The following is a 15,101-nucleotide window of genomic DNA, read 5'->3' as shown; positions in this document are numbered from 1 at the left end:
TATTTTTATTAAAATTCAATATTTACACCAAAAATGAATGTTTTGATTTGTGGATATGCTGCTAATTCTATACCTGCAGTTTCACTTGGAATACCGCTATTATTTAATTCTGGAGTTAAGCCAGAATATTTTGTAAACATAAAAGGATTTTGTGCAGTTCCGTAAATTCTCAATTTAGAAAGGCTAAACATATCTTTAAAAGTATATCCTAAAGTGATGTTGTTAATTCTGAAATAATCACCGTCTTCTAAGAAATAACTTGATGAAAGTGCATCTCTGCTCGCTCCAGGATTTGTTGTGCTTGTACCAGCACCGTGCCATCTGTTGTTATAAGTGTCTAATGCGATATTTTCGCCAGCGTCAACACGTGTTCCTTTTAAACCGTTATATACTTTGTTTCCTCCAACGCCAAAACCATCTGCAGAAAAGTCAAAGTTTTTGTAAGCTAATGAAATGTTTACTCCGTAAGAGAATTTTGGGATATAAGAACCAAAATTTTTCTTATCTCTGTCATCAATTACACCGTCACCATTCTGATCTTTGTAACGTAAATGTCCAGGAGCAGCACCACCAATATGTGTATTTGCATCGATTTCATCTTGAGTTTGCCAAACACCAACTGCTTCATACATCCACCAAGAATAAACTGGTTGTCCGTTAGTCAATCTTTTTGTAATTTGTCCGTCTCCAAGACTTCCTCCTGTACGACCTTCATATTCTGGTTTTACATTCTCAAGAGTATTTGTATTATGAGCATAATTTACACCGATACTATATGAAAAGTCGTCAGTAATATTATCTCTCCAATTTAAAGATGCCTCATAACCTTTGTTTCTGATTTCACCTCCGTGATCGTAAAAATCATCAGTTGCTGGTGAATTTGGAACTGGTTTGATCAATAAAATTGCATTTGTATTCAATCTATTATAGTAATCAAATGTACCTGATAATCTTCTGTTTAACAATTCGAAATCAGCTCCAATGTTAAGTTCTTTTGTAACTTCCCAAGTCAAATCTTTTGCTGGTGAACCTACAGCTCCACCAAATATCAAGTCTTGATTTGGTCCAAATACGTAGTTAGTATTTGCGCTTCCTGCATTTATCTTTATTGATGTTGCATTAAATGGAACATTTGCGTTTCCAACTTCACCATAACCAGCTCTAATTTTTAAGAAATCAAGATTTTTGACATCTTTCAAAAAGCTTTCGTTTGAAACAACCCATCCTGCACTTACAGAAGGAAATGTCCCCCAATAGTCGGCATTTTTCTTAAAGTTGCTATTTCCATCTCTTCTTACAGTTCCAGAAATATAGTATTTTTCGTCAAAGTTGTATTGTAATCTTCCAAAGTAAGAAAGAATATTTGTTGGGGTTTCAAAGTACTGCTCTGCAACTCTAGTTGGGTTTGCCGCAGCCATATTGATGTTCCAATATTGCTCTTCTGTCGAAACGTTGTAACCTCTAATTAATGAATGATAAACGTCATTTCTTCTCTCTTGAGTTACACCCGCTGTAGCGCCAATTCTATGTTTTCCTACCAATTTGTCAAAAGTCAAATAAGTATCCCAGTTGTATCTAAAGCTTTCAACATCTTCATAAGAAAGTGAGTTGTTTGCAAATTGTGTAGAACCTGGAGCACCTGCTTGTGAATTATCAAAATCTTGCGATGTTAGCGTTGGATCTGCTGCCAAGTATCTTCCACGAATATCAGTGTAGATTCTATTTTTAGCATATGATTTTGTAGCACCAAAACGAGAAGTCGCCGTTAACCAATCAGTAATAGTATAATCTGCTTGGATCAAACCTTGCAACTCCATCATTTTGTTCTTTTCATTTGTGAAATTTACATTAGCTACTGGATTTCCAATTGCATTTAATTTTCCTCCCTGCTGTCCAGGCCCAATGATATAATCAGGCAACCCAGTTGTTGTATTCCAAAAAGGTGTTCCATATCTTCCATCAGGATAATAAACTGGAACAACTGGTGCTTGCTTGTAAGCCTCTGTAAAAGAACCGTATGGCTTTGGAGTTGATTTGTTAAAAGATGCGCTAAAATTTTGAGTAATCTTCAACTTCCCTTCAAATGCTTTTAAAGTGTTGCTAGATCTTAAAGTATTCCTGTCAACATCGTGACCTGCCAAAAGACCGTCTTCGCTATAATTATTGAAACTAAAGAAGTAAGTTGCGTTTTCATTTCCTCCAGAAAACGAGACATCATTGCTTTGAGAAAAGCTTGTTCCAACTAAAGCATCATACCAATCTGTATCATAAGGTTGATTTGCAGACAATCTGTTAGTACTTCCTATCGCCGTTTGGCTTTCATTATAATATGTAACGAATTGGCTAGAATTTGCCATTTCAATTGGATTCAAAATAGATTTAGCTCCATAGAATGAGTTAACTTTAATTTGAGTTTTTCCTTGCTTTCCTTTTTTAGTAGTAATAAAAACCACACCATTGGCAGCATTTGAACCATAAATTGCCGAAGAAGCCGCGTCTTTCATAACGTCGAAAGATTCGATATCATTCGGGTTTAAATTTGCGATTGATCCTGTAATAATTCCATCAACAACAAACATTGGAGATCTTCCGCCTTCCGCAGTTCCCAAACCACGGATAATGATCGTTGGAGTTGATCCAGGAGCGTCATTAGCAATGATGTTTACACCAGCTGCTTTACCTTGAATAGATTGTAAAGCATTATATGCCGGTTGTTTTGAAATTTGGTCTGACTTAATCGTGGAAATCGCACTTGTTAAATCTGATCTTTTTTGTGTTCCATATCCCACAACCACAACTTCTTCGATATTTGTTGCTGAAGAAGACATTGAAACGCTCATACTTTGAGACGCCGGAACTGTTTGGGTTGTAAAACCTAAAAATGTGAATGTAAGCAATTCACCTGCTTGAGCATTGATAGAAAAATTTCCGTCAAAATCTGTAGCTGCACTCGATGTTGAATTTGCGTTGGTGATTGTCACTCCTGGAAGTGGCAAACCTGTCTCATCAAGCACTTTTCCCTTAATATCTTGAGCCATCATCTGACCTTGATAAAAAAGGAATACAAATACTCCAAAAATAAAGTTTTTCATCTGTTTGAAATTTGTTAAAGTTAGTGGCACTAAATTAACAAATTACAACGTTGTAGTAACTATTACAAACTCACTACATAGCTACATCATTTCTATATAATTCCAAAACAAAATCTTGAAAATCAAAAAGTTATAAATAAAATTGCTACGTCTAATATTATGTTAAAAAAGGATCGATGATGTAGTACTGATGTGTTTCAATATCTCAATAAAAGCCATTATTAATTAAATATTATTCAAAAATGTAGTCTTTTTAAACATTAATCATAAATTTGGATAGGGTTTCTTCCGAATTTAAGTTTAATTTCTTTCGCAATCTATAACGATGTAGCTCAACGCCTCGGAAAGAAATGTTCATTAAAGGCGCAATTTCCTTAGAAGATAAATTCATTTTTAAGTAGATGCAAAGCTTAATATCCTTCAAAGTTAAAATCGGGTATTTATTAGATAGTTTATGTACAAATTCTTCGTGGCTTTGCATTAAATTATGCTCAAAACTTTCCCATTCATTTTTGTTAATTGCATTAATTTTAATCGATTTTTTTATCTTTGATTTTAGTTGCGATAAATCATTTTCCTTTTCTAAAATCTGCTGTATGCTGTCAATCATTTCACTTTGCTTGGCAATTGATAATGATTTACCGGCAACTTCATACGCTTTATTTTGTACTTCAATTTCTAAAATGTGTTTTTCATATTCTTGAAGTTTTAATTTATTTTCAGCGTTAAGCTCTAATTCAAGTATTTCTTTTTGATGTTTTAACTCTTCCTCATTTAATTTTATTTTTTCTAAATATCTGATTTTATTAAACTTATAATAAACAAAAAAACTTCCGGCTATTATTACGATATAAATTAAAATCATCCAAAACGAAAAATACCAAGGTTTCAGAACATGAAATTCATAAGTGGTCAATTTTACGAAGTTTGTTCCGTCGTTATAATAAAACTCTAATTCTTGATTTCCGCTTGATAAATTGTTTAAAACTAAGTGACCTTTTTTTATGGGAATAAATCCATCAGAATCATTCAATTTATAGAAAATATCGGGTCTGCTGAATCCAAACAAATTGGTGATAATATTAACCTCAACAGACTGATTGTAATCGATTTTTGTGTCATCATCAATCAAATTTCCATGGTAATATGCTTCTGCAAAAACATTTTTTATTTTTTTCTTGGCACTTTTTAGATCAAAAGCAATGAATCCGTCGTCAAGATTCATCAATAGTTGGTTTCCGCTTTTATTTACCTTTATATTTTCGATGATGTTTCTTCCTTCATAATATTTTTCTGGAATTGAAGACCAGATAAAGTCTTGATTTACTTGGGTTACCGAATATAAAGTTCCGTTTTTCAAAACCAAAAAATTGTCATCATCAATCGGAATTATATCCGAAATATTTTTAAAGCTTTTATTAAAGACGACATCTTTCACCAATTTCCCGGAAATCGAATTATAAACATACCAAGTATTGTCAATTAAAAAAAGTACTTCGTTTTTATAACTAAACAGTTTTACGCCATAATCGTTTGTAATTCCGTTGGATTGTGAGACGTTTTCAACATTTTTTACGTTGAATTTTTCATCATAACTAATTCTGTACAAGCTTCGATATGTGTCGGCAGCCCAAAGTTCGCCTGGCTTTTTTTGAGCAATGTTTCGAATTGGTTTTTTTAATTTATCTAAAAACTTCCACTTGCTTAAGTCATTTGTGTCCTCATAAACCACAATTCCAGAATAATTCCCTTGAAAATAGACGTTTTCATATTGGCTTTGCAAAAATTTCCAACCTCCATTCACTTCATTAACTTTTTTCAAGACTGATTTCCCGTCATAAATAAAAGTTCCGTCGTTATGGCCAATTATAAATTCATTATCCTTTTTAAAAATATCCCAAACTTGGCCTTGAGAATTTGAAACCACTTCCAAACTTTTATTTCTGCAAGTAAAAATTCCGTGATTTGTTACAAATAAATAACCATTATCGATCGTTGAAATGGAATAAACTGAGCCCAAGATTCCTGAATTATCAGTGAAAACCTTGACGGGAGAATTTATTTCGATATGACAAATTCCGTTGTCTAAACCCAGCCAAAGATCTTTTTCATTATCAACAGCGATCGACAATATCGAGTTGTTTTTTAAAGCATTTTTTCGGTTTACATTAATATAAGAATTGTCATTTAAATTTAAAATATAAATTCCTTGTAAACCAGTTCCAATTGCCAAAGTGCTGTCATCAATGAATTTTGCTGTTACAAGAACTTCCTTTTTTAATATCGCATTTAACGGATGATTCCACGGAATTAAAGCATTATTTTCTTCGATAAAAATGCCATTATTCTTAGTAAAAAAATACAATTTCCCTTTGTATTTCTGCATATTGTGAATCACATTTTGCTCTAAAGCCTGCCAATTTTCTTTTTTGACAAACGTATTGTTCTCCATCAAATAAACTCCGTTTTTAACCGTCGCCACATATATTTGATTGTCAACAACATAACAATATGAAACTTGGTACGGAAATTTTAATTTGATAGTTTTTAAATCGTCGTGAACAAAAATCTCATTGAAAGTCTGGAAATAAATCTTTCCGTTTAATTTAAAAATTTTCCAAACTTCCTCGTTATCAGAACTTCCATAAAAAATATTTTTTCCTTTAGAAAGTGAAAAATAAACCATCTTTCCTTCAATTCTTTTCCAATAGCCAAATTCTTTATAAGACCCGGAATAAATCTTGTCTCCATCAATAAAAATGGAACGAATAATTGTTTTATTAGGAAGCGTATATTTTTCCCATTTTACGCCGTTATATCTTAAAAAATATTGATTATTGGCAAAATACATCGCGTTATCATTTCCCTGGGCAACATTCCAAACTTGGTTATCACCATTGTAATCTGATTTTGTAAAATTTTCGACAAAAGGCAAAAGTTCTTGTGCGAAGGAATTTGTTGCAAAAAATGCTGTAATATATAGAAGGATTATTTTGAATTTCACGGTATTCTTGTTTGCTTCAAATATAAAAAACATTATCGGTTAAAGGCAATAGAACTAAAGCATAAATAAAATTTAATGGAGAATGGATAAACCATAAAAAAAACTATTTTTGCTTTAAATTCTATTAAAATGAAAAAATATCTTGCCTTTTTGATTTGTTTAGTTGTTTTGAACGCATGCGACGATGGTGAAATGACGTTTGATACTTTTGATTTTTCAGAAGTTCAAGCTAGCAATTGCTCAAACAATAATCTGATTTACAAGGTAAACGGCAATGAAGCTTTGATTTTACAAATTAATAGTACTGCGGCCAATGATATTTTTCCGTTTAGAAATGTTATTGGCACAAAGACAATTCCATTGAACAATAGTAACAAAGTTTTTTATCGAACTTTTAGTGGCGATATTAACGGGAGTTCTTACTTCTGTTCAACAATACCGCCGGCTTCGCCAACTGTTACAAGCGAATATGCGACTTCTGATACAGGTAACGGTATCATTGAGATTACTACAACTTTAGTTCCAAGCACAACGACGCTTGCAAATGCAAAATATTTACACTCTATTATATTGAGGAATGTCACGTTTACAAATTCTCAAGGTGGCGTACTAATTTTTGACGAGCTCAATTTTGGTACATATTCAACGGTTTCAAGTGTTGAATTTGCTTTCTCTAATTTAACAGCTCAACATTGTAGCGTTGGCACCGGTAATCTATTTAAAGTAATTGATACCAATTTAGGAAATATTGCTGGCACTGAAAATTTGAATAAATTTCTAGAAATCAATATTCCAGTGAGCATGTTTCCCACACAATCAACTGAAGTAAGGAAAGTTTTTTTAAGCGAAACGGATGGCGTTAATGCGATTTACCGAGTTTATAATGGCGATGTTGAAAACGAAGATTATTGCGGACAAGTTGAGACTTTAAGCAAACAAGAAGAATGGAAAGCCAATGAAGGTGTCAATGCGCCACAAGACGCAGATGACCAAGGATATTTTGAGATTTCTGCTTCAACTGATCCCGATACTGGGTTATTGGTTTTCAACATTACGTTAAAGAAATTTAGTTTTACCAGAGCATTTCCGATAGATCCAACCGGAGCGCCTGCCGGAACATTCACAAGCGTGGACGTTAATTTTGGAACAATAAGTTTGCCAACAGAATAAAAAAAAAACTCCGATAGAAATATCGGAGTTTTTTTTTTTATCTATTTGGATTCTGTTTTATATAAACTTCTGTAGCTCCAAGTCCATATTTTTGATAATCAGCATCTTGAAATACAATTTCGTCATATCTTCCTAAGAGAAAATCAAGTTCTGATTTTAAAACGCCCTCGCCTACTCCGTGGATAAAAACGATTTTTGGGATTCTATTTCTGATAGCAAATTCAATATGTCTTTTTGCCGTTTCTGTTTGCAAAGTCAAAATATCATAGTTTGACATTCCTCTCTTATTTGGAACTAATTTTTCAATGTGCAAATCAAATTCTGGCGCTGCTCGTTCGTCTTTATTTTTCTTTTCTCTGACAAAACTTCTCGGCTTCGGAATTTCTTTGTCTTTTAAAACTTCATTGAAATTATGGCCTCCAATGCCTAAATTTACTGAAGAATCAATTTTAATTAGTTCTCTCAATGAATATGTCAATTCAAAACCATCTTCTGTTTCCACAGTAACTTGATCGTTTTTAATAGACAATACGGTTCCGTTTACAGCTTCGTCTAAAACGGTTACTTTATCACCTTTCTGTATCATCTTCTTCAGAATTATCTTGGTTTTTACTTGGTACTTTTGCTGTCAAGCGCATCATTCCATACATAAACAATACAATCGCTCCAATCATGATATAAATATTTGGCGTAGCCTTACTTTGCTCATACAAAGCAGCGCCACCAGCAATTATCATAATCGGAATATATAATTTTTTCATTTCAATTTTCTATTTTTAGAACTTCCCAAAAGTAAGAAACAATAAAATAATAACCGTTCAATGAGCGAAAGTTTCTAGTTTTTTTCGTAAAATTGCGTGATAAACCAAACCTATTTAAGATGGAAGAATATATGTTGCCATGCTTAAGCAAAAAATTTTTCGGAATGGAATGTATGGGATGTGGCAGTCAAAGAGCTTTAGTAATGGTTTTTAAAGGCGACTTCTTAAATGCTTTTCATATGTTTCCTGCCATTTATTCAACATTAATTTTTTTTTTATTTGTTGCACTTCACTTTATAGACAAAACAAGAAGCTATCATAAACTGATAATTTATTCAGCCATAATAAATGCTGTAATTATGGTAGTCGCATTCTTAATCAAAATATCAAATTACTAATAAAAACAAAACTCAAAATTATGGAACAACAAAAATTACCCAATGCAACGGCAGTGATTGTATTATCAATTATTTCAATTATTACGTGTTGTTGTTTTGGAATTATCGGGTTAATATTTGGCTTAATCGCTTTATTTTTAGCCAATAAAGACATGAAGCTTTATAAAGAGAATCCAGAATTATATTCAAATTATAGTAACCTTAATACGGGAAGAATTTTAGCTATAATTGGAACTGTTTTAAGTGCGCTGACATTTTTATATTGTATTTACAGCTTTGCTACAACAACTCCTGAAGAATGGGATATGATTATGACTGAATATAATAAAGCGATGGAAGAAGCGCAAAGAAACCAAAGTAGATAGTACTTTCTCTTTCATGAAAAATGCCCCAAAAAATTAAAAACTTTTTGGGGCATTTTACTTGTGCACTTTTATTATAAAATTAAAACGAAGATGCTGCTGTTATCAGACCAATTAAAAATATTAATAAGTAGATAGAAATAAGTACGATTGTAAAAATTCCCATGAATTTATAATGCGATTTCAAATACTCAAATGATTTTGTCAATGATTGCGTATCATCAACTCTAAAAGCTTCTTTTGCGTTAGTTGCAAATTTATTCAAATAATAAACTGGGAAGAAATAAAGAGCAGCCATAATTAAATAAATTACTGTAACTAATGTTCCTCCCATCGCTCCAAGGGCGCCCATTCCGCCACCCATTGCACCAGCGGTTGCAAATATCGATCCAAAAAATAATGCAAAAAGTACTAAAAGCCCAATACCAATAAAACCAATTATTGATAAGAAATAAGCCCATCTTGCAATTTCTTTTAGGAAACCTTTTGCTGAGTCGTTTAATTGCATTTCAAAGCTGTCAAATGTAGAATTTTGATCCATGATAAAATTGTTTTTAAATGTTTGTAATCAAAATTAACATTTTATTTGTAATATTCTAATTTTACTAACCAAAAAAAGACTCTTTCGGGTCTTTTTTTATTTCTCAAACTCTTTTAAAGTCTTAATAATTATTGAAACGCAATCTAAAAGTTGCTCTTCGTTCATCACCAAAGGTGGCGCAAAACGAATGATATTTCCGTGCGTTGGTTTTGCTAAAAGTCCGTTGTCACGTAATTTCATGCAGATATTCCAAGCTGTGTCGCTTTCTTCTGTGTCATTAATTACAACAGCGTTTAAAAGTCCTTTTCCTCTAACGAGCGTTGCAATGTTACTCGTTTGGATGTAATCGTCTAATTTTTCTCTGAAGATATTCCCTAAATAAGTTGCGTTTTCAGCTAGTTTTTCGTCGGTTACAACTTCCAAAGCGGCGATTGCAACTGTAGCAGCAATTGGGTTTCCACCAAAAGTAGAACCGTGTTGTCCTGGCTTGATAACATTCATAATTGAATCATTTGCCAAAACGGCAGAAACTGGATAAGCGCCTCCAGACAAAGCTTTCCCAAGAATTAAAATATCTGGCTGTACATTTTCGTGGTGAACTGCCAATAATTTTCCAGTTCTTGCGATTCCGGTTTGTACTTCGTCAGCAATAAAAAGAACATTGTGTTTTTCACATAATTCTTTTGCTTTTGCCAAATAACCTTCTGACGGAACATAAACTCCAGCTTCGCCTTGAATTGGTTCCACTAAAAATCCAGCCACATTTTTTTGAGTTTTTAATACGTTTTCCAAAGCTTCTAAATCGTCATAAGCAATGCTGATAAAACCCGCAGTATATGGTCCAAAGTTTTTACGTGCATTTTCATCATTGGAAAAAGAAATAATCGTCGTCGTTCTTCCGTGGAAATTTCCGTCGCAAACAATAATTTGTGCTTCATTTTCTGGAATTCCGTTTTTTTCGTAAACCCATTTTCTGCAAAGTTTGATAGCTGTTTCAACGGCTTCAGCTCCAGTATTCATCGGAAGCACTTTATCAAAACCAAAATATTTGGTTACAAATTCTTCGTATTTTCCTAATTTATCGTTGTAAAAAGCACGTGAAGTCAACGTTAAAGTCTGTGCTTGTTCTACCATTGCTCCAATAATTTTTGGATGGCAATGCCCTTGATTTACGGCAGAATAAGCCGAAAGAAAATCATAGTATTTTTTTCCGTCGGTGTCCCAAACATAAACGCCTTCGCCTTTACTTAAAACTACTGGAAGCGGATGATAATTGTGTGCGCCAAATTTTTCTTCTAATGCAATCGCATCATTGTTTTTTTCTAAAACTGACATTGTGAGAGTATTTTAATTCTTCAAAAATCAATTCCTTCTTGTGGAGAGAAATCATCCATATCGCTTTTGCAAAATTAAGGAATCTAATTTGATTTTCAATCGTTATCGTGAATGGAATGGAACACAGATTCCACAGATTAGCACAGATTTTTTTTGCAAAATCAATTTTAAGCAACACGAATTTCATAAATAAATAAATTTTTGCATTTGTGTAAATCTGTGAAATCTGTGTTTAAAAATAAATCCCATTTCTCCAACTGGCTTTCCAGATGCAAAAATGGGATTCTTGTATTTTAAAATGCTTTAGTTTATGCTAAAACCAATGTTGCATTTGATGTAATTTTTGTGTTCAAAAGTCTTGAAATTGGGCAAGTTGTTTCGGCTTTTGTTACTAATTCTTGGAATTTATCGGTTGTAATATCATCCACTCTTGCCACAACTGAAAGATGTGAACCAACAACAGTTCCATCTTGAAAATCAACGTCACATTTTGTTTCGATAGATGCTACTGTAAAACCTGCTTCATTTATGTAAGCCGTCAATTGCATTGTGAAACATCCTGCGTGTGCAGCAGCAATCAATTCCTCTGGATTGGTTCCGTTTCCTTGTTCAAATCTTGTTTTAAACGAATATTGTGTATTGCTTAAAACGTTGCTATCGGTTGATATTTTTCCGTTTCCTTCTTTTAGTGAGCCTTCCCAGACTGCTTTTGCTCCTCTTTTCATAATAATTTTTTATTGGTTGTTTGTTTTATAAAATTACGAAAAGGAAATGCTTATTGGAATGTTTTTGGAGAAACTTTAACAACGTTACTTCAATTCGTTCTCCATCAAAGTTATGTTTTTAGCATATTGGGATTCAGGGTTCGCGAATTTTTTAACTTGCTTCGCCCATTCTTCAAATTTACTTTTTTCTTTAGATTGGTAGTAAACTCCCGCCATGTTATAAGCCATTTCTGCTTTTTGAGAGTCATCGCTAGAAACCAATATTCCTTTTTTAAATATCTTTTCGGCTTCTAGAGGCTTTTTCAAATTAATATAAGAATAGCCAAGTTCGCGATAAAACATATGGTCTTTAGGATTGTTCTTTAACGCTTTTTCCAAAACTTCCACCGCTTTTTGAAATTCTCCTGTGGCATTATAAGCGTAAGAAAGCTCAAATTCAAGACCCTTTTCGTGCGGATTCAATTTATATGCTTTCAGTAGAGGTTCTAACGCGTTTGTGCTGGCGCCAATGTGATTTAAATGATATCCTTTTCTAACAAGAGTTTCAGTAGTTTCATCACTTTTGTAATTTTCCAGCCAATCTGGTATTTTTGGAACTTCAAGCTCCTTTAACTTGGAATCTGGAATAATTGCCATTTTTCTAGTATTTGGTTCAAGTCTTCTAATAATTCTAGAATTTTTATCTTTTTCGTCTGATATAAACTTACCATTAGAATCGACAGAAAAACTACCCTCATAATGAAAAGTAAAACCTGCACTGTTGTCTAAATAAATAAATCCGTACATATACTTATTTTCTTCGTCATTTGGAGGAAATGCGACCCAACGATCTTCACTTTCATAAAAATTTTTATCGAACTTTAAAAGATTTTCCTGCGCAAAAAGAGACAAATTAAAAAGGCAAAGAATTAAAAATAAGTAACGTTTCATATAGTATTTTTTAGGATTATATAAGTTACTAATGTAACAAAATATTTAACAGAAAAAGCTTACGCTAAAAAATTTCTGTTTTCCATCCAAAAAAACCGAACAATCACTTATTTTTGCCGTATGGGAAAAAAGATTACAGATAAGGTTATTTTTGAGAATGTAAAAGTACTGGATGCAGGTGCTAAAGGAGTTTCTGTGGCAAAAGCACCAGACGGAAAAGTAATTTTTATTCCGAATGTGGTGCCAGGAGATGTGGTGGATGTGCAGACTTTCAAGAAAAGAAAAGCTTATTATGAAGGAAAAGCCATCAATTTTCACGAATTTTCGGAAGATAGAATTGAGCCTATCTGTGAGCATTTTGGTGCTTGCGGTGGTTGCAAATGGCAAAATATGACGTATGAAAAGCAGTTGTTTTATAAAAATAACGAAGTTTTCAATCACTTAAAACGTATTGGAAAAATTGAATTGCCTGAATTTGAACCAATTTTAGGCTCGGAAAAGAAATTTTTCTATAGAAATAAAATGGAATTTTCGTTTTCAAATGCGCGTTGGCTGACTGAAAAAGAATTGGCAAGCGAAGAACAATTTGATAACAAAAATGCGCTTGGTTTCCATATTCCAAAGATGTGGGACAAGATTTTGAATATCGACAAATGTTTCTTGCAGGAAGATCCTTCAAACGATATCAGAAATTCTGTTCGTGATTATGCGAACGAACACAACTTGCCATTTTTTAATCCGAGAAATCACGAAGGTTTGTTGCGAACGCTGATGATTCGCACCGCTTCGACCGGAGAAATTATGGTTTTGATTCAGTTTTTTGAAGAAAACAAAGAACAAAGAGAGGGCCTAATGGAGTTTTTATTGGAGAAATTTCCAAATATTATGTCGCTTCAGTATGTAATTAACGGAAAACCAAATGATACCATTTATGACCAAGATGTGATTCTATATAAAGGTAGAGATTATATTTTGGAAGAAATGGAAGGTTTAAAATTTAGCATTAATGCAAAATCTTTTTACCAGACCAATTCAGATCAAGCTTACGAATTATATAAAATCACCAGAGAATTTGCAGGTTTAACGGGCAACGAACTGGTTTATGATTTATATACCGGAACCGGAACGATTGCACAATTCGTTTCAAAACAAGCAAGAAAAGTAATTGGTGTGGAAGCAGTTCCAGAAGCGATTGCTGACGCTAAAGAAAATGCAAAACGCAACAATATCACCAATTGCGAATTCTTTGTTGGAGATATGAAAGTAGTTTTCAACGAAGTTTTTATTGCGCAACACGGCAAGCCAGACGTGATTATCACTGACCCGCCGAGAGACGGAATGCACAAAGATGTGGTGCAGCAGATTCTAAATATTGCCCCAGAAAGAGTGGTTTATGTGAGTTGTAGTTCTGCAACTCAAGCGCGTGACTTGGCTTTAATGGACGAAATGTATAAAGTTTCAAGAGTTCGTCCGGTGGATATGTTTCCGCAGACGCATCACGTTGAAAATGTTGTACTTTTGGAAAAAAGATAATTGATGAAGAAATTTCTGAATATATTAATTGTTGTAATTGCTTTCAGCTTTTCTAGTTGTGAAAAAGATGATATTTGTGCAGGTACGACGCCAACTACTCCAAGATTAATCGTCGAGTTTTATGATTTTAGCAATCCTGCGGTCTTAAAAAGTATTGATAATTTGTCGGCAATTGGAAATGATCAAGAAACTGGCGTAATTTTCAATGAATTGGCTCAAGATAGCACAAAATATTTGATAAGCGCGACGTCTGTAGCTTTGCCTCTTGACATATCGCAAGACATGACAACTTATAAATTAAGGGTTAAAGCAAACAGCACTAATCCTGCGGTTTACAACGACGACATCATCAAAATTGACTATGCAAGAGAACAAATTTATGTTTCTCGAGCTTGCGGTTACAAGACCATTTTTTACCTCAATAATGTTACTAGAACTCCAATTACCAACGACAGCGAGTGGATTAGGAACATTACTTTTGAACCTTCAACTATTGATAATGAACAAGACATACATGTTAAAATATATTGGTAGTTTCGCATTTTTGTTGGTTTCGTTATCAACGTTTGCACAAGAAAAGATAGCTGACACAATTGTTCCAAAGACTGATCGTTATGGACTTCGTGTTGGGGTTGATTTGTACAAAATCGCAAGATCTGTTTATGACAAAGATTATAAAGGTCTTGAAATTACAGCAGATTATCGCTATTCAAAAAGAATTTTTATTGCTGGTGAAATTGGAAATGAAAATAAAACCACAGACGAGCCACAATTAAATTTCACTACAAAAGGGACTTATTTTAAAGTGGGAGCCGATTATAATATTTATGAAAATTGGCTCGATATGGAAAACTTGATCACTTTGGGAATGCGATATGGCGTGAGTTCGTTTTCACACGAGTTAAACAACTATGCAATTTACAATCCAAACCCTTATTTTAATAACGATTCTTCAGTAACCGGTTCTCGCTCTTTTGACGGGCTTTCAGCACATTGGTTGGAATTTGTCGCCGGAGTAAAAGCGAAAGTTTTTGACAATGTTTTTGTAGGTTTCAGCTTAAGACTGAATCATCTGGTTTCGAATAAAAAGCCTGCAAACTTTGATAATCTTTACATTCCAGGATTCAATCGAACATATGAAGCCGATTTTGGTGTAGGATTTAATTATACCGTGAGTTATTTTATTCCTCTTTACAAGAAAAAGAATCTTCCAAAAGTTGAAGAAGAAGTAAAAGCAAAATAATAAAAAA

14 protein-coding genes are annotated in these 15,101 nt (G+C 33.3%); 6 read left to right on the top strand and 8 right to left on the bottom strand.

Going from position 1 to position 15,101, the window contains the following annotated elements; genetic code table 11:
* Positions 1-8: 8 nt before the first annotated feature.
* Positions 9-3,092, bottom strand: a complete 3,084-nt coding sequence (locus ACFPVY_RS00225) for a SusC/RagA family TonB-linked outer membrane protein (RefSeq protein WP_379789661.1) — start codon at positions 3,090-3,092, stop codon at positions 9-11.
* A 253-nt stretch (positions 3,093-3,345) separates the two neighbouring features.
* Positions 3,346-6,096: a helix-turn-helix and ligand-binding sensor domain-containing protein gene (locus tag ACFPVY_RS00220; RefSeq protein WP_379789660.1), complete on the bottom strand. Its 2,751-nt coding sequence runs from the start codon at positions 6,094-6,096 to the stop codon at positions 3,346-3,348.
* Between the two features lie 129 nt (positions 6,097-6,225).
* On the opposite strand from ACFPVY_RS00220, the gene ACFPVY_RS00215 reads away from it, so the two are divergent.
* Complete coding sequence (locus tag ACFPVY_RS00215; protein ID WP_379789659.1) at positions 6,226-7,266, top strand: hypothetical protein; 1,041 nt, start codon at positions 6,226-6,228, stop codon at positions 7,264-7,266.
* 37 nt (positions 7,267-7,303) lie between these two features.
* Here the strand turns inward: ACFPVY_RS00215 and ACFPVY_RS00210 are convergent, their stop codons facing one another.
* A complete protein-coding gene (locus tag ACFPVY_RS00210; RefSeq protein ID WP_379789657.1) occupies positions 7,304-7,852 on the bottom strand; it encodes a Smr/MutS family protein in 549 nt (182 codons plus the stop codon).
* On the bottom strand, positions 7,836-8,027 hold the full coding sequence (locus ACFPVY_RS00205) for a hypothetical protein (protein WP_379789656.1): 192 nt from the start codon (positions 8,025-8,027) through the stop codon (positions 7,836-7,838). Before ACFPVY_RS00205 ends, ACFPVY_RS00210 begins: the two co-directional genes overlap by 17 nt.
* 119 nt (positions 8,028-8,146) lie before the next feature.
* On the opposite strand from ACFPVY_RS00205, the gene ACFPVY_RS00200 reads away from it, so the two are divergent.
* Complete coding sequence (locus ACFPVY_RS00200) at positions 8,147-8,425, top strand: DUF2752 domain-containing protein (RefSeq protein ID WP_379789655.1); 279 nt, start codon at positions 8,147-8,149, stop codon at positions 8,423-8,425.
* 20 nt (positions 8,426-8,445) lie between these two features.
* A complete protein-coding gene (locus tag ACFPVY_RS00195) occupies positions 8,446-8,790 on the top strand; it encodes a CCC motif membrane protein (protein ID WP_379789654.1) in 345 nt (114 codons plus the stop codon).
* Between the two features lie 79 nt (positions 8,791-8,869).
* Here the strand turns inward: ACFPVY_RS00195 and ACFPVY_RS00190 are convergent, their stop codons facing one another.
* From ACFPVY_RS00190 to ACFPVY_RS00175, 4 genes are all read right to left on the bottom strand, one after another.
* Entirely contained in the window at positions 8,870-9,328 is a 459-nt protein-coding gene (locus ACFPVY_RS00190; protein ID WP_379789653.1) for a DUF5362 family protein, read from the bottom strand.
* A gap of 96 nt (positions 9,329-9,424) precedes the next feature.
* Positions 9,425-10,663: an ornithine--oxo-acid transaminase gene (gene rocD / locus ACFPVY_RS00185; RefSeq protein WP_379789652.1), complete on the bottom strand. Its 1,239-nt coding sequence runs from the start codon at positions 10,661-10,663 to the stop codon at positions 9,425-9,427.
* A 308-nt stretch (positions 10,664-10,971) separates the two neighbouring features.
* Positions 10,972-11,388 (bottom strand): OsmC family protein, encoded by a 417-nt coding sequence (locus tag ACFPVY_RS00180; RefSeq protein ID WP_379789651.1) that lies wholly within the window; start codon positions 11,386-11,388, stop codon positions 10,972-10,974.
* An 84-nt stretch (positions 11,389-11,472) separates the two neighbouring features.
* Positions 11,473-12,318 (bottom strand): tetratricopeptide repeat protein, encoded by an 846-nt coding sequence (locus tag ACFPVY_RS00175; protein WP_379789650.1) that lies wholly within the window; start codon positions 12,316-12,318, stop codon positions 11,473-11,475.
* Positions 12,319-12,438: 120 nt separating this feature from the next.
* Here ACFPVY_RS00175 and rlmD point away from each other — a divergent pair, with 120 nt between their 5' ends.
* From rlmD to ACFPVY_RS00160, 3 genes are read left to right on the top strand one after another with little or no spacing between them, the layout of a single operon-like run.
* Positions 12,439-13,851, top strand: coding sequence for a 23S rRNA (uracil(1939)-C(5))-methyltransferase RlmD (gene rlmD / locus ACFPVY_RS00170; protein WP_379789649.1), 1,413 nt, complete (start codon positions 12,439-12,441; stop codon positions 13,849-13,851).
* A 3-nt stretch (positions 13,852-13,854) separates the two neighbouring features.
* Complete coding sequence (locus tag ACFPVY_RS00165) at positions 13,855-14,385, top strand: DUF6452 family protein (protein WP_379789648.1); 531 nt, start codon at positions 13,855-13,857, stop codon at positions 14,383-14,385.
* A complete protein-coding gene (locus ACFPVY_RS00160) occupies positions 14,351-15,094 on the top strand; it encodes a DUF6048 family protein (protein ID WP_379789647.1) in 744 nt (247 codons plus the stop codon). The genes ACFPVY_RS00165 and ACFPVY_RS00160 overlap by 35 nt, the downstream gene beginning before the upstream one ends.
* The last annotated feature ends 7 nt before the right edge of the window (positions 15,095-15,101 follow it).

This window comes from Flavobacterium qiangtangense (assembly GCF_042658345.1).
Classification (GTDB): domain Bacteria; phylum Bacteroidota; class Bacteroidia; order Flavobacteriales; family Flavobacteriaceae; genus Flavobacterium; species Flavobacterium qiangtangense.
This window is presented reverse-complemented; position numbering and strand designations above follow the sequence as displayed.

Coding starts and splice junctions, on each gene's coding strand:
- ACFPVY_RS00225 (WP_379789661.1), bottom strand. CDS start 3,092: ATGAAAAACTTTATTTTTGGAGTATTTGTATTCCTTTTTTATCAAGGT.
- ACFPVY_RS00215 (WP_379789659.1), top strand. CDS start 6,226: ATGAAAAAATATCTTGCCTTTTTGATTTGTTTAGTTGTTTTGAACGCA.
- ACFPVY_RS00210 (WP_379789657.1), bottom strand. CDS start 7,852: ATGATACAGAAAGGTGATAAAGTAACCGTTTTAGACGAAGCTGTAAAC.
- ACFPVY_RS00205 (WP_379789656.1), bottom strand. CDS start 8,027: ATGAAAAAATTATATATTCCGATTATGATAATTGCTGGTGGCGCTGCT.
- ACFPVY_RS00200 (WP_379789655.1), top strand. CDS start 8,147: ATGGAAGAATATATGTTGCCATGCTTAAGCAAAAAATTTTTCGGAATG.
- ACFPVY_RS00195 (WP_379789654.1), top strand. CDS start 8,446: ATGGAACAACAAAAATTACCCAATGCAACGGCAGTGATTGTATTATCA.
- ACFPVY_RS00190 (WP_379789653.1), bottom strand. CDS start 9,328: ATGGATCAAAATTCTACATTTGACAGCTTTGAAATGCAATTAAACGAC.
- rocD (WP_379789652.1), bottom strand. CDS start 10,663: ATGTCAGTTTTAGAAAAAAACAATGATGCGATTGCATTAGAAGAAAAA.
- ACFPVY_RS00180 (WP_379789651.1), bottom strand. CDS start 11,388: ATGAAAAGAGGAGCAAAAGCAGTCTGGGAAGGCTCACTAAAAGAAGGA.
- ACFPVY_RS00175 (WP_379789650.1), bottom strand. CDS start 12,318: ATGAAACGTTACTTATTTTTAATTCTTTGCCTTTTTAATTTGTCTCTT.
- rlmD (WP_379789649.1), top strand. CDS start 12,439: ATGGGAAAAAAGATTACAGATAAGGTTATTTTTGAGAATGTAAAAGTA.
- ACFPVY_RS00165 (WP_379789648.1), top strand. CDS start 13,855: ATGAAGAAATTTCTGAATATATTAATTGTTGTAATTGCTTTCAGCTTT.
- ACFPVY_RS00160 (WP_379789647.1), top strand. CDS start 14,351: ATGAACAAGACATACATGTTAAAATATATTGGTAGTTTCGCATTTTTG.